The organism is Streptomyces sp. NPDC088350 (assembly GCF_044753545.1).
Classification (GTDB): Bacteria; Actinomycetota; Actinomycetes; order Streptomycetales; family Streptomycetaceae; genus Streptomyces.
The window spans coordinates 92,946-106,407 of record NZ_JBIVNL010000016.1 but is presented as its reverse complement, the minus strand read 5'-3'; the positions used below and the strand labels follow the sequence as shown (position 1 = coordinate 106,407).

At 69.9% G+C, this 13,462-nt stretch carries 13 protein-coding genes; all 13 read right to left on the bottom strand.

The features are described from left to right. Positions 1-211: 211 nt before the first annotated feature. Entirely contained in the window at positions 212-646 is a 435-nt protein-coding gene (nusB, locus tag ACIQBL_RS41855; protein WP_200712616.1) for a transcription antitermination factor NusB, read from the bottom strand. Between the two features lie 2 nt (positions 647-648). Beyond that, positions 649-1,215: an elongation factor P gene (gene efp / locus ACIQBL_RS41850; protein WP_043683951.1), complete on the bottom strand. Its 567-nt coding sequence runs from the start codon at positions 1,213-1,215 to the stop codon at positions 649-651. 61 nt (positions 1,216-1,276) lie between these two features. Beyond that, a complete protein-coding gene (locus ACIQBL_RS41845) occupies positions 1,277-2,389 on the bottom strand; it encodes an aminopeptidase P family protein (protein ID WP_401952446.1) in 1,113 nt (370 codons plus the stop codon). 139 nt (positions 2,390-2,528) lie between these two features. Continuing rightward, positions 2,529-3,359: a Pro-rich N-terminal domain-containing protein gene (locus ACIQBL_RS41840; protein WP_401952444.1), complete on the bottom strand. Its 831-nt coding sequence runs from the start codon at positions 3,357-3,359 to the stop codon at positions 2,529-2,531. Positions 3,360-3,523: 164 nt separating this feature from the next. Further along, complete coding sequence (gene aroB, locus ACIQBL_RS41835) at positions 3,524-4,615, bottom strand: 3-dehydroquinate synthase (protein ID WP_401952441.1); 1,092 nt, start codon at positions 4,613-4,615, stop codon at positions 3,524-3,526. Continuing rightward, positions 4,612-5,130: a shikimate kinase gene (locus ACIQBL_RS41830; RefSeq protein ID WP_401952438.1), complete on the bottom strand. Its 519-nt coding sequence runs from the start codon at positions 5,128-5,130 to the stop codon at positions 4,612-4,614. The genes aroB and ACIQBL_RS41830 overlap by 4 nt, the downstream gene beginning before the upstream one ends. After that, the gene (gene aroC / locus ACIQBL_RS41825) at positions 5,127-6,311 is read right to left on the bottom strand and encodes a chorismate synthase (protein ID WP_401952435.1); all 1,185 of its coding nucleotides are present in this window, start codon (positions 6,309-6,311) and stop codon (positions 5,127-5,129) included. Before aroC ends, ACIQBL_RS41830 begins: the two co-directional genes overlap by 4 nt. 346 nt (positions 6,312-6,657) lie before the next feature. Then, entirely contained in the window at positions 6,658-7,497 is an 840-nt protein-coding gene (locus tag ACIQBL_RS41820) for a shikimate dehydrogenase (protein ID WP_401952432.1), read from the bottom strand. Further along, positions 7,478-9,232, bottom strand: a complete 1,755-nt coding sequence (gene mltG / locus ACIQBL_RS41815) for an endolytic transglycosylase MltG (RefSeq protein WP_401952430.1) — start codon at positions 9,230-9,232, stop codon at positions 7,478-7,480. Before mltG ends, ACIQBL_RS41820 begins: the two co-directional genes overlap by 20 nt. A gap of 122 nt (positions 9,233-9,354) precedes the next feature. Beyond that, complete coding sequence (gene ruvX / locus ACIQBL_RS41810) at positions 9,355-9,819, bottom strand: Holliday junction resolvase RuvX (protein ID WP_043683963.1); 465 nt, start codon at positions 9,817-9,819, stop codon at positions 9,355-9,357. Positions 9,820-9,834: 15 nt separating this feature from the next. Then, complete coding sequence (gene alaS / locus ACIQBL_RS41805; RefSeq protein WP_401952426.1) at positions 9,835-12,507, bottom strand: alanine--tRNA ligase; 2,673 nt, start codon at positions 12,505-12,507, stop codon at positions 9,835-9,837. Further along, entirely contained in the window at positions 12,507-12,866 is a 360-nt protein-coding gene (locus tag ACIQBL_RS41800; protein ID WP_401952424.1) for a hypothetical protein, read from the bottom strand. Before ACIQBL_RS41800 ends, alaS begins: the two co-directional genes overlap by 1 nt. A gap of 7 nt (positions 12,867-12,873) precedes the next feature. After that, entirely contained in the window at positions 12,874-13,314 is a 441-nt protein-coding gene (locus ACIQBL_RS41795; RefSeq protein ID WP_401952421.1) for a DUF948 domain-containing protein, read from the bottom strand. Positions 13,315-13,462: the final 148 nt, after the last annotated feature.

Below are 13,462 nucleotides of genomic sequence, written 5' to 3'. Positions count from 1 at the left end.
TTGGGGCGCCGGGGGGGCGGGCGGCCCCCCAGTTCTTCACGGGCCCCGCCCCCTTACTACCATCACGGGCGCGGGGGGGGGGCCTCGGCCCCCCGGCCCCCCCCCCCCCCGGCGGCTTTCTGCGGGCCTCAGGGGCCTCACGGGTACACGGACGCCGGAGGGCCCGCAGCGATCGCGCTGCGGGCCCTCCGGCGTTCTGCTCGCGTGCTGTTTACGCCTCGTCCCGGCGCAGCGACGGCTTCAGGTCCTTGAAACGGCCCAGCAGGCCGTTGACGAACGAGGGCGACTCGTCCGTGGAGAACTCCTTGGCCAGCTGCACCATCTCGTCGAGGACGACGGCGTCCGGGGTCTCGTCGACCCAGATCAGCTCGTAGGCGCCGAGGCGCAGGATGTTGCGGTCCACCACGGGCATGCGGTCCAGCGTCCAGCCGACCGAGTACTGCGCGATCAGCTCGTCGATACGGCGCGCGTGCTGCGCGTACCCCTCGACCAGCTCCATCGTGTACTCGCTGACCGGCGGCTGCCGGGTGTCGTCCCGGGAGAGCCGGATCCAGTCCGCGAGGACCGTGGTGACGCCGACTCCGCGCTGGTCGCCCTCGAAGAGGATCTGGAAGGCGCGCTTGCGGGCCGTATTGCGGGCAGCCACGGTTAGCTGTTCACCCGGCCGAGGTAGTCGCTGGAGCGGGTGTCGACCTTGATCTTCTCACCGGTGGTGATGAAGAGCGGGACCTGGATCTGGTAGCCGGTCTCCAGGGTGGCGGGCTTGGTGCCACCGGTGGAGCGGTCACCCTGGACGCCGGGCTCGGTCTCCTGGATGGTCAGCTCGACGGCGGCCGGCAGCTCGACGAAGAGCACCTCGCCCTCGTGCTGCGCGACCGTGGCGGTGAAGCCCTCGATCAGGAAGTTGGCGGCGTCGCCGACGGCCTTGCGGTCGACCATGAGCTGGTCGTAGGTCTCCATGTCCATGAAGACGAAGTACTCGCCGTCCATGTACGAGAACTGCATGTCGCGCTTGTCGACAGTGGCCGTCTCGACCTTGACGCCGGCGTTGAACGTCTTGTCGACGACCTTGCCGGAGAGCACGTTCTTGAGCTTGGTGCGCACGAAGGCAGGGCCCTTGCCGGGCTTGACGTGCTGGAACTCGACGACGGACCAGAGCTGGCCCCCGTCGAGCTTGAGCACCAGGCCGTTCTTGAGGTCGTTCGTGGAAGCCACGGTTGCGGAATCTCCTGGACTGACGTGGACGACCACGGGACACGCGCACAGCTCGACAGAGCTAGAGCGCGAGCAGCTCCTTGGTCGTGATGGTGAGTAGCTCGGGTCCGCCGTCCGCCTCAGGGCGCACGACGAGCGTGTCATCGATCCGGACACCGCCCCGGCCCGGGAGGTGAACCCCCGGTTCGACGGTGACCGGCACGCAAGCGTCCAGTTTACCCATGGCCGCGGGGGCCAGCTGCGGCTCCTCGTCGATTTCGAGCCCGACGCCGTGGCCGGTGAGGGCCGCGAGGCCCTCTGAGTACCCCGCGGAGTCCAGCACCTGGCGGGCCGCGCGGTCCACATCGCGGTAGGCCGCACCGGGCGCCAGCGACTCCCGTGCGGCCCTCTGGGCGGCGAAGACGAGGTCGTACAGCTCGATCTGCCAGTCCGCAGGCGAGGTGCCGATGACGAACGTACGGCCGATCTCGCAGCGGTATCCGCGGTAGGTGGCGCCGAGGCAGACAGAAAGGAAATCTCCCTCCTCCACCCGGCGGTCGGTCGGCCGGTGGCCGCGTCTGCCGGAGTGCGGGCCGGTGGCGACGGAGGTCGCGAAGGCGGGGCCGTCGGCGCCGTGGTCGACGAGGCGCCGTTCCAGTTCGAGGGCGAGATGGCGTTCGGTGCGGCCGACGAGGATCGACTCCAGCAGCTCTCCGAGGGCCTGGTCGGCGATCTCGGCGCCGATTCTCAGACAGGAGATCTCCTCCTCGTCCTTGACGACCCGCAGCTGCTCGACCGCGCCGCCGATGTCGGTGAGGCGGAGGGTCGGGGCGACCGAGCGGAGGGCTCGGTGGCGGGCCACGGTGAGGTGGTGTTCTTCTACGGCCATGGATTCGGCGCCGGTCGCTGACGCGAGGTCTGCGGCGGCTACGGCGGGGTCGCCGTCCGGGGTGGAGAGTGCGTGGACGCGGAGGGTCTCGTCGGGGCGGCCCTCGCCTCCGGCGGGGCGCTCGTCGAGGGGGCCGGTGCAGACCAGCATGTCTTCGCGCTTGCCCAGGAGCAGCACGGTGCCGTGCGGGGCGGGGCCGGCCAAGTAGCGCACGTTGGCCGGGCTGGTGACCAGGGCGGATTGGCTGCCGCCGGCTTGGGCGCGTTCCCTCAGCCTCGCTCGGCGGGCTGCGTAGACCTCTGACATGAGACGAGCGTAGGAGGGGTGGCTGGAATGTGCTGGTTGGGAGAGTGCCGTTCGGGGGACGGGGTGGGTTCCACGGTTGTGTGCCGGGTGCGCGCCGGTGGGGGCTGGTCGCGCAGTTCCCCGCGCCCCTAAAAAGCACTCACCAGCTGGGCGGACTGGCTATCGAGCGGGCCAGGACGTCGTTGAGTACCTGGGCCGTCTGCTGAATGTCCATCTGGGAGTTGTCGATGATCGGGAGGCCCGAGCCGTACCAGCCGGCCATGCGGCCGTGGATGCGGGCGACCTCGTCGTCGGTGAGGCGGCGGTTGCCGGAGCGTTCGGCGTTGCGTTCCAGGACTATTTCCAGGCCGGGGAGGAGGACGACGGGCAGGAGCCCGGGCCCTACGTGCCGTTTCCAGCCACCCAGACCGACGACCGGGCGGTCGGGGAAGACCGCGTCGTCGAGGACGCAGGAGATGCCGTTGGCGAGGAAGTTGCGGGCGGCGAAGCCGCAGGTGCGGCGGGCGAGGCGGTACTGGGCCTCCGAGTGGTCGTTCCAGCCCGACTGGGGGTCGGCGAAGCCCGAGCGGACCCACTCGCGTACGTCGTCGAGACTGATGTGGGCGGTGGGGACCCGGCGGTGGTCCGCCCAGTACTTGGCGACGCTCGTCTTGCCCGCGCCTGCGGGGCCGATGAGCAGCACCGCGAGGGTGGTGGAGGTCGGGTCGGGGGCCGCCGTCGCCGGTGGGGCGCTGGGCATGGGTACAGGGCCGCCCGGCGGCAGTTGGACGTGGCCCGTGGTGTCCGGGACGCGGCGCGGGACCGTGTGCGGCACCGGTGGGGTGGGCGCGAAGCCCGGGGCCGGTGGTGGCACGGGGGGCGGACCCGGATGGTGCGGGCCCGGGTGTTGTCCGGTCGGCGTCCAACCGGTGGCCGGTCCCTGCCCCGGCTGGTGGGGCGGCGGCAGCGGAGACCCCACTGCGTGCTGCATCCGGTGCCACTCCATCTCGTACAGGCGATTGGCGCTGGCAGCGGGCCCGAACCCCGCTCCGTACCGAACGGTACCTTCCCCGGCCGCCATTTGGTGAACGGCTGGGGAGGGGCCGAAGTGCCCGTCCCCGCAAGGCATATCGGAGGGAACGGGCTTCGCTGGACCTACTCGCCCACTTCGCCGTACGCGGCGAGGAGCACGGCCGGGTCGGGGCCCTCCAGGACCGTCGGCTTGGCGAGGCCGTCGAGGACGATGAAGCGGAGCAGGTCGCCGCGGGACTTCTTGTCGACCTTCATGGTCTCCAGCAGCTTGGGCCACTGGTCGTAGCGGTAGCTGAGCGGCAGGCCGACCGATGCGAGGACCGTGCGGTGGCGGTCGGCCGTCGCGTCGTCCAACCGGCCCGCGAGACGGCCCAGTTCGGCCGCGAAGTGCATGCCTACGGCCACTGCGGCGCCGTGCCGCCACTTGTAGCGCTCGTTCTTCTCGATGGCGTGCGCGAGGGTGTGGCCGTAGTTGAGGATCTCACGCAGGCCCGACTCCTTGAGGTCGGCGGAGACCACCTCGGCCTTGACCTTGATGGAGCGTTCGATGAGCTCGGCGGTGTGCGGGCCTGCCGGGGTACGCGCGGACTCCGGGTCGGACTCGATGAGATCGAGGATCACCGGGTCGGCGATGAAGCCGGCCTTGATGATCTCGGCGAGCCCGGAGACGTAGTCGTTGACCGGGAGGGAGTCCAGCGCGGCCAGGTCGCAGAGCACGCCGGCCGGGGGGTGGAAGGAGCCGACGAGGTTCTTGCCCTCGGCGGTGTTGATGCCGGTCTTGCCGCCGACCGCCGCGTCGACCATGGCGAGCACGGTCGTCGGTACGGCGATCCAGCGGACCCCGCGCAGCCAGGTCGCGGCGACGAATCCGGCCAGGTCGGTGGTGGAGCCGCCGCCGACACCGACGATGGCGTCGGAGCGGGTGAACCCGGACTGGCCCAGGGCCTTCCAGCAGTAGGCGGCGACCTCGGCGGTCTTGGCCTCTTCCGCGTTGGGCACCTGGATGGCGACGGCCTCAAAGCCCTGCCCGGCCAGGTCGGCGCGCAGCGCCTCGCCCGTCTCGTCGAGCGCCTCGGGGTGGATGACGGCGACCCGCTTGGCCTTGTCGCCGATCAACCCGCCCAGCTCGCCCAGGAGTTGACGGCCCACCAGGACCTCGTACGGGTCGCTGCCCGCCGTGCCGCCGACCTGGATCCGCGTCACTGACTCGCTCATGCTTCCTTCAACTCCAGTGCGTCCAGGACGGCTTGGGTGACGTCCTCGGGGGTGCGGCCGTCGGTCGGTACGACGGCCTGCGCGACCTCGGCGTACAAGTGGCGCCTGGCCTCCATCAGTTCGCGCCACTGCTTGCGCGGGTTGATCGCGAGCAGCGGGCGGGCCGCGTTGAGGCCGGTGCGCTTGACCGCCTCGTCCACGTCCATGGAGAGGTAGACGACGCGGTGTCCGGCGAGCAGCGCGCGCGTGTCGGCGTCGAGGACCGAGCCGCCGCCGAGCGCGAGGACGCCGTCGTGCCCGGCGAGTGCCCGGTGCACGGCGCGCTTCTCGATCGCGCGGAAGACGGGCTCGCCCTCGTCGACGAAGATCTCGGCGATGGTGCGGCCCTCGGCGGCCACGATGTCGTCGTCGGTGTCCCGGTAGGCGACGCCGAGCCGCCCGGCCAGCTGCTGTCCGACCGTCGACTTGCCCACCCCCATCGGGCCGACCAGGACGACCAGCGGGGCCGGGGTCACCGGATGGCCAGGTTCTCGAGGTACGAGCGGACGTTGCGGCGGGTCTCGGGCACCGAGTCGCCGCCGAACTTCTCCGCCACGGCGTCCGCGAGAACGAGCGCGACCATGGCCTCGGCGACGATACCGGCGGCCGGGACCGCGGAGACGTCGGAGCGCTGGTGGTGGGCCTGCGTGGCCTCACCCGTGACCACGTCCACGGTCTGGAGGGCACGCGGCACGGTCGCGATGGGCTTCATCGCGGCGCGCACGCGCAGCAGTTCACCCGTGGACAGCCCGCCCTCGGTACCACCGGAACGGCCCGACACCCGGCGGATACCCTCATCCGTGTTGACGATCTCGTCGTGCGCCTGCGAACCGGGCACCCGCGCCAGCTCGAATCCGTCGCCGATCTCGACGCCCTTGATCGCCTGGATACCCATGAGGGCACCGGCGAGACGGGCGTCCAGCTTGCGGTCCCAGTGCACGTGCGAGCCCAGTCCGACGGGGACGCCGTAGGCCAGGATCTCGACGACGCCACCGAGGGTGTCGCCGTCCTTGTGGGCCTGGTCGATCTCCGCGACCATCGCCTTCGAGGCATCCGCGTCCAGGCAGCGCACCGGGTCCGCGTCGAGCCTCTCGACATCGGCAGGGGTGGGCAGGACACCCCGCGGGGCCTTCGCGGAGGCCAGTTCGACGACGTGCGAGACGATCTCGATACCGGCCGTCTCCTTCAGGTACGACCGGGCCACCGCGCCGAGCGCGACACGGGCCGCCGTCTCGCGGGCGGAGGCGCGCTCCAGGATCGGGCGGGCCTCGTCGAAGCCGTACTTCTGCATACCGGCGAGGTCCGCGTGACCAGGACGGGGGCGAGTCAGCGGCGCATTACGGGCCAGCCCCGCCAGGATCTCCGGGTCGACCGGGTCGGCCGCCATCACCTGCTCCCACTTGGGCCACTCGGTGTTGCCCACCATGATCGCGACCGGGGAGCCGAGGGTGAGGCCGTGGCGGACACCGCCGAGGAAGGTGACCTCGTCGCGCTCGAACTTCATGCGCGCGCCACGTCCATAGCCGAGCCGGCGCCGGGCCAGGTGGTCCGCCACCATCTCCGTGGTGATCGGCACGCCGGCGGGAAGGCCCTCCAGCGTCGCCACGAGTGCGGGACCGTGGGACTCCCCCGCGGTCAGCCAGCGCAACCTGCTCAACGGTGCTCCTCATGCTCGCGCCCTGGTACTGCCCTGCGCACGCGCGTCCTCGCGTACGGCGACGGCGAAACCGGGTGCGCGGCCCTGGCCCGCCGCCCCCGATCCTCCCACGTCCGGGGCGTGGACCTGGCCTACGGTCCAGGGAGCGGACGCGGCGCTGGGGTGTATGGGCGGCGGGCGGGTCCCCGGTCCGCCCTGCTGGGGTGGGGACAGCGGTCCCGTCGACATCTCCTGGGCCGGCCCGCCAAGGCAGGGTCAGCGGTCAACCCGTGCGTGCGTCGCAGCGCCCCGCCGGAGCAGGGCAGGAGCCGTCCGGCGCCCTTTCACCCACCCCACCGCTTCCGCGTCAGCGCTCCGACAGCGCCTTCTCCCCCGCCCGACGCATCGCGTCCAGCGGTGCCGGACGCCGGCCGGTCATCTGCTCCACCTGCAGCACAGCCTGGTGCACCAGCAGGTCGAGTCCGCTGACGACGGCTCCGCCGTAGCCGGACCAGCGGGCCGCGAGGTTCGTGGGCCAGGGGTCGTAGAGGACGTCGAAGAGGGTGGCGGGGCGTTCCGGTACGGCGGAGGAGAGGGCGTCCGTGGTGCCGGCGGGGGTGGTCGCGAAGACCAGGGGGGCGCACAGGCCGTCGGCCGCGTCCGCCCAGTCCGCCGTGCGCACCTCCACGTCGAGCCGCTCGCCCCACTGCCGCATCTCGGCGGCGCGCGCTTCGCTGCGGACGTACGCGACGACCTCGCCCGTGCAGATCCGGGACAGCGCGGCGAGGGCCGAGGAGGCCGTGGCGCCGGAGCCGAGGATCGCGGCGGAGTCGACCTGTTCGATCCCGTGTTCGCGGAGGGCGGCGACCATGCCGGGGATATCGGTGTTGTCGCCGACTCGTCGGCCGTCCTCCGTGAAGACGACGGTGTTGACCGCGTCCACCGATGCCGCGGTCTCGCTGATCTCGTCGAGCAGCGGTATCACGGCCCGTTTCAGCGGCATCGTCAGTGACAGCCCGGCCCACTCCGGTCCCAGGTTGTCGAAGAACCCCGGGAGACCGGCCTCGTCGACGTCGAAGCGGTCGTACGACCAGGCGTCGAGCCCCAGCTCCCCGTATGCCGCGCGATGCAGCACCGGGGAGAGGGAGTGGGCGATGGGTGAACCGAGCACGGCGGCCCGGCGGGCGTCAGTTGCCCGAGGTGGCATTGAACTTGTCCTTGAGTGCCTGGAATTCGGCGTACGTCTTGGCGAATTCCGTCTTGTTCTCGCCGTCGGTCGCCACGAAGTAGATCCAGCCGTTGTGCGTCGGATTCAGCGCTGCTGCGAGCGCCTCGTCACCGGGGTTGTCGATGGGACCGGGCGGCAGGCCCTTTTGCGTGTAGGTGTTGTACGGGTCCTTGTTGCTGTTGATCTCGGACTCGCTGATGTGGATCTTACTCTGGCCCTTCAGGTAATTGAAGGTCGAGTCGAATTGCAGGTACCGGTTGGTCTGGTCGTTCGTGGTCTTGAGACGGTTGTAGACGACTTCCGCCATCTTGCGGAAGTCCTCATGCGTCTTGCCCTCGGCCTGGACGAGGCTCGCGACCGTGATGACCTGCAACGGGTTTTCCAGGTTGAGCGCCTTGGCCTTCGCCGCGAGGTCGATCGCGTCGTATTTGTCATTGGCCTGGGCGACCATCTGTTTGAGGACCGTTTCGGGCTTCATGCCCTTGGCGGCACCGTAGGTACCCGGGAAGAGGAAGCCCTCCAGGGGGTCCTTGATTTCCTTGTTGTCGTTCGCCCAGCCGGGCAGTCCGAGGCTCTTGTATTCCTTCTTGGCGACGGCCTTGGTGGTGCCGTCGGTAATCTGGAGTTTCTTGTCGATCGCCGCGTACACCTGGGCGTTTCGCCAGCCCGGGGCGACGATGAGATTGTCCTGGCTCGTAGGGTCGAGCATCAGCTTGACCGCGCTCGCGGCGGACATGTTCTTCCTCAGCAGAAAGACGCCGGCCTGGATCTTCTTCCCGTCCGGATTCTGGGACTGGGCGACCACGAAGGCGTCCACGCTCTTGACGACGCCCGCCTCTTTCAACTTCTGCCCGATATCCGATCCGAAGGCACCCTTGGGAATGGTCACGGTCACCGAACCGGTACCGTCGCCCGCGTAGTCCGGCGCCGAGCCGAAACGGTTCTGGTAGAAGTGCCAGCCGAGATAGCCGACGCCCGCCAAACCGCCGCCGAACACCATGACGACCACAAGACAGGCGCAGCCGTTGCGGCGTTTCTTCTCCTTGCCGCCTTTGCCCTTGCCTTTGCCGCCCTTGCCCCGGCGGTCACCACGTGCGCGCCCGTCCTCCGCCTCGTCGTCGGCGTCGTCCTCGTCGTCGCCACCGCCCGCGAAGAACGCGTGTTCGCCCTGGTCGGGGCCCGGATCCCAGTCGGTCTGCTCCGGTTCGGGCTCGGTGCGGCGCTTGCTCGGCGGCTCCGGCGGCGGGAACGCGTCGGGCGTGCCGTAGAAATCGGGCTGCTGTTCGCCATAGGCGGCGGCCTGCTGTCCGTACGGGTCGCCGGGGTCCGCGGCGTACGGAACATGCGCGGGCGTGTGGCCGCCGTCCCAGCCGCCCTGCTGGTACTGCTGCTGCTGATCGGCGTACTGCTGATGGCTCTGATCGGCGTACTGCTGCTGGTCCGCCCACTGCTGCTGGTCGGGGTACTGCTGGGGGTGGCCCTGCTCGTCGTAGACCTGGTACTGCTGCTGCGCCTGACCGTAATCGGCCTGTTGGCCATGGCCCCAGTCGCCGTACTGCGGCTGCTGGGGCTGTTCCGGATAGTGCTGCGGCTGGCCGCCGTAGGAGGACTGCTGGCCCACCTGGGCCTGCTGTCCTTCCCATCCGAGGTCCCCGAACAACGGGTCCTCCGGATGCCACGGTTCGGAGCCTGGGCCCCGGCCATACTCAGTCATCGATCCCCTAGAGCCGCGAGGCGGCGGTCGCGGCGCTTGCGGCTCCGGCTTCCGTACCGCCTCTTGCTGTGCCATGGCTGTTCGAACACCATCGCATCGCGCGGAACGTTACCGTATCGCGATCAGATGACCACTTCGACGCCCTCGCCGGGTGGTTTACCTGACACCCGTTCGGATTCCAACGCCTGCTGGAGGATGATGACCGCTGCCGCCTGGTCGATGACCGAGCGGCCCTTCTTGGACTTCACCCCGGAGGCGCGCAGTCCCTGACTGGCCGTCACCGTGGTCATCCGTTCGTCCAGCAGTCTGACCGGTACCGGGGCGATGCCCTTGGCCAGCTCCTGGGCGAAGGCCCGGACCTTCACGGCGGCCGGTCCCTCGCCCCCCTTGAGGGAACGGGGGAGGCCGACGACCACTTCGATCGGTTCGTACTCCTCGACGAGCTGCCTCAACCGGCGGTGCGCCGCCGGGATGTCGCGGCCGGGGACCGTCTCGACGGGAGTGGCCAGGATCCCGTCGGGGTCGCACGAGGCGACCCCGATCCGGGCGTCCCCGACGTCGATGGCGAGTCGGCGGCCTCTTCGCATGTTCTCGACCGCTTCTTACTTGGCCGTGTCGGCGACGAGTCGCTCGACGGCGTCGACGGCCTCGCCGACGGCGGCCGGGTTCTGGCCGCCGCCCTGGGCCACGTCCGGCTTGCCGCCACCGCCGCCGCCGAGGGTCTTGGCGGCGGCGCGCACCAGGTCACCGGCCTTGAGGCCGCGCTCGCGGGCGGCTTCGTTGGTGGCGATGACGGTGAGCGGCTTGCCGTTGTTGACCGTGAACAGGGCTACGACCGCGGCCCGTCCGCCCTGGATCCGGCCGCGCACGTCGAGCACCAGCTTGCGCAGGTCGTCCGGGCTGGTGCCGTCCGGTACCTGGCCGGTGACGACGGCGATGCCGTGCACGTCCTTGGCGGACTCGACGAGACCGGCGGCGGCCTGGAGCACCTTCTCGGCGCGGAACTTCTCGATCTCCTTCTCGGCGTCCTTCAGCTTGCCGAGCATGGCGGAGACCTTCTCCGGAAGCTCCTCCGGGCGGCCCTTGACCAGCTCCTGGAGCTGGGCGACGACCGTGTGCTCACGGGCGAGGAAGTTGTAGGCGTCGACACCGACGAGCGCTTCGATACGGCGCACTCCGGAGCCGATCGACGACTCGCCGAGCAGCTTGACCAGGCCGAGCTGGGAGGTGTTGTGGACGTGGGTGCCGCCGCACAGCTCCTTGGAGAAGTCGCCGATGGTCACGACGCGGACCCGCTCGCCGTACTTCTCGCCGAACTCGGCGATGGCGCCCTGCTTCTTGGCCTCGTCGAGGCTGAGGATCTCGGCGTGCACGTCCAGGTCGCGGGCGAGCACCTCGTTGATCTTCTGCTCGACGTCGGTCATCACGGCCGTGGGAACGGCAGACGGCGAACCGAAGTCGAAGCGGAAGCGGCCGGGCTGGTTCTCGGAACCGGCCTGCGCGGCCGTCGGACCGAGGGCGTCGCGCAGCGCCTGGTGGGTGAGGTGCGTGGCCGAGTGGGCGCGGGCGATGGCGGTACGCCGGCGGATGTCGATCGCGGCCTCGGCCTTGGCGCCGACGGTGACCTCGCCGAACTGGACGACGCCCTTGTGGACGTAGACACCCGGGACCGGCTTCTGACAGTCGCGGATCTCGATCACGGCACCGGACTCGACCTTGATCCGGCCGGTGTCCCCGATCTGGCCGCCGCCCTCGGCGTAGAAGGGGGTGCGGTCGAGGACGATCTCGACCTCGTCGCCCTCGGTGGCGGCCGGGGAGGAAACGCCGTCGACGAGGATGCCGACGATCGTGGACTCGCCCTGGGTGTCGGAGTAGCCGATGAAGTCGGTCTCACCGGCCTTGTCGGCGATCTCGCGGTAGGCGCCGACGCCGGCGTGGCCGGTCTTCTTGGCCTGGGCGTCGGCCTTGGCCTGGTCGCGCTGCTGCTTCATCAGGCGGCGGAAGCCGTCCTCGTCCACGGACAGGCCCTGTTCGGCGGCCATTTCGAGGGTGAGGTCGATCGGGAAGCCCCAGGTGTCGTGGAGCAGGAACGCCTTGTCGCCGGCGAGGATCTTGCCGCCCGACTGCTTGGTGTCGGCGATGGCGGTGTCGAGAATGTTGGTGCCGGCCTTCAGCGTCTTGACGAAGGCGGCCTCCTCGGCGAGGGCGACGGTCTCGATGCGCTGCCGGTCGGTGACCAGCTCGGGGTACTGCTGGCCCATCATCGCGATGACCGTGTCGATGAGTTCCTTGACGACCAGGCCGGAGGCGCCGAGCAGCCGCATGTTGCGGATGGCGCGGCGCATGATCCGGCGCAGGACGTAACCGCGGCCCTCGTTGCCGGGGGTCACACCGTCGCCGATGAGCATCACGGACGTACGCATGTGGTCGGTCACGACGCGCAGGGAGACGTCGGACTCGTGCGAGTCGCCGTACTCGACACCGGTCAGCTCGGTGGCCTTCTTGATGACGGCCATGGAGGTGTCGATCTCGTACATGTTCTGCACGCCCTGCAGGATCATCGCGAGGCGCTCCAGGCCGAGGCCCGTGTCGATGTTCTTGCTGGGCAGCTCGCCGAGGATCTCGAAGTCCTCCTTGCCGATGCCCTCGCCGCGCTCGTACTGCATGAAGACCAGGTTCCAGATCTCCACGTACCGCTCGTCGTTGACGGCGGGGCCGCCCTCGACGCCGAACTCGGGGCCGCGGTCGTAGTTGATCTCGGAGCACGGGCCGCAGGGTCCGGGTACGCCCATCGACCAGTAGTTGTCCTTCTTGCCGAGGCGCTGGATGCGCTCGGCGGGGACGCCGATCTTGTCGCGCCAGATGGTCTCGGCCTCGTCGTCGTCGAGGTAGACCGTGATCCACAGGCGCTCGGGGTCGAGGCCGTAACCGCCCTTGTCCTGGGGCGAGGTGAGCAGCTCCCAGGCGTAGGTGATGGCGCCTTCCTTGAAGTAGTCGCCGAAGGAGAAGTTGCCGCACATCTGGAAGAACGTGCCGTGCCGGGTGGTCTTGCCGACCTCTTCGATGTCGGGGGTGCGCACGCACTTCTGCACGCTGGTGGCGCGCGGCCACGGCGGCTTGACCTCGCCGAGGAAGTACGGCTTGAAGGGGACCATGCCGGCGGGGACCAGGAGCAGAGTCGGGTCGTCCGCGATGAGCGACGCCGAGGGGACAACGGTGTGGCCGCGCTCCTCGTAGAAGCTCAGCCAGCGGCGGCGGATTTCAGCCGACTCCATCAGTGGTCCTCATTCCGGTTGTACGAGTACGTCGTCCTGTCTGTTCTTTCGACAGACCTGGGGTTGCTGCGGTTCTCGATGGCGATGTGCTGCCTGGGCGCGGGGAGTTCGGGGTCGACCGGGGCGTTGATCCCCAGCGCGTCGCCGAGTTCGGCCTCCCGCTGGGCCATGCCCGCGCGGACGTCGAGCGCGAAGTGCACCGCGCTGTCCTTGAGCTTGTGGCCCGCTTCGAGCGCCTTGTTGGCCGCGACCGCGGCGAGGTGCTCGGGGGTCAGCTGCTTCAGCTTGCGATTGACCTTGGTGGTCGCCCAGACACCGGCGGCCACGCCCGTGCCGAACCAGAACGTACGGCGGAACATCGCTCGGTCAGTCCTTCTTCCGGGTGCGCTTGACCCGCCGCGCGGCAGGGACCGTACGGCCCACGATCACGGTACGGCGGGACACCTTGGCGGGCTCGGCCTCGCGTCGGCCGCCCAGGGCCCGGCGGACGCCGTAGCCGAAGGCCGCGACCTTGACGAGGGGGCCGCCGAAGGTGGAGGCGACGGTGGTCGACAGGGCGGAGGCGTTCGACGTGACCTCCTGGACGTCCGAGGCGATCGCGTCGACCCGGTCGATCTGGGTCTGCGCCGAGCGCACCGCCGAGGAGGCGTCCGCCAGCAGCGGGACGGCCTGGTCGGTCACGTCCGCGACGAGCTTGGTGGTCGCCTTGAGCGTCTGGGCCAGCCTCACCAGTGCGACGGCGAGGAAGGAGACCAGGATCGCCCAGAAGACGGCCACCAGGATCCCGGCAACCTCTCCACCGGACACCCGACACCCTCTCTCATGAACACCTGTAGATAACTGGTCCCGAGCCTATCGCGCCGGGGGTGGCGCTCCGTACCGCATTACCGCCCCGCGCGCGGTGGAGTCGGGCGAAGCGACTGTACGGACTGAATACGGTTCAGTACGCTCCGTG

Bases quoted from the DNA above. Each gene is read 5' to 3' on its own strand.
- ACIQBL_RS41820 (WP_401952432.1), bottom strand. From the start codon at position 7,497: ATGCCACCTCGGGCAACTGACGCCCGCCGGGCCGCCGTGCTCGGTTCA.
- ruvX (WP_043683963.1), bottom strand. From the start codon at position 9,819: ATGCGAAGAGGCCGCCGACTCGCCATCGACGTCGGGGACGCCCGGATC.
- alaS (WP_401952426.1), bottom strand. From the start codon at position 12,507: ATGGAGTCGGCTGAAATCCGCCGCCGCTGGCTGAGCTTCTACGAGGAG.
- ACIQBL_RS41840 (WP_401952444.1), bottom strand. From the start codon at position 3,359: ATGCAGCACGCAGTGGGGTCTCCGCTGCCGCCGCCCCACCAGCCGGGG.
- aroB (WP_401952441.1), bottom strand. From the start codon at position 4,615: ATGAGCGAGTCAGTGACGCGGATCCAGGTCGGCGGCACGGCGGGCAGC.
- ACIQBL_RS41800 (WP_401952424.1), bottom strand. From the start codon at position 12,866: ATGTTCCGCCGTACGTTCTGGTTCGGCACGGGCGTGGCCGCCGGTGTC.
- mltG (WP_401952430.1), bottom strand. From the start codon at position 9,232: ATGACTGAGTATGGCCGGGGCCCAGGCTCCGAACCGTGGCATCCGGAG.
- ACIQBL_RS41845 (WP_401952446.1), bottom strand. From the start codon at position 2,389: ATGTCAGAGGTCTACGCAGCCCGCCGAGCGAGGCTGAGGGAACGCGCC.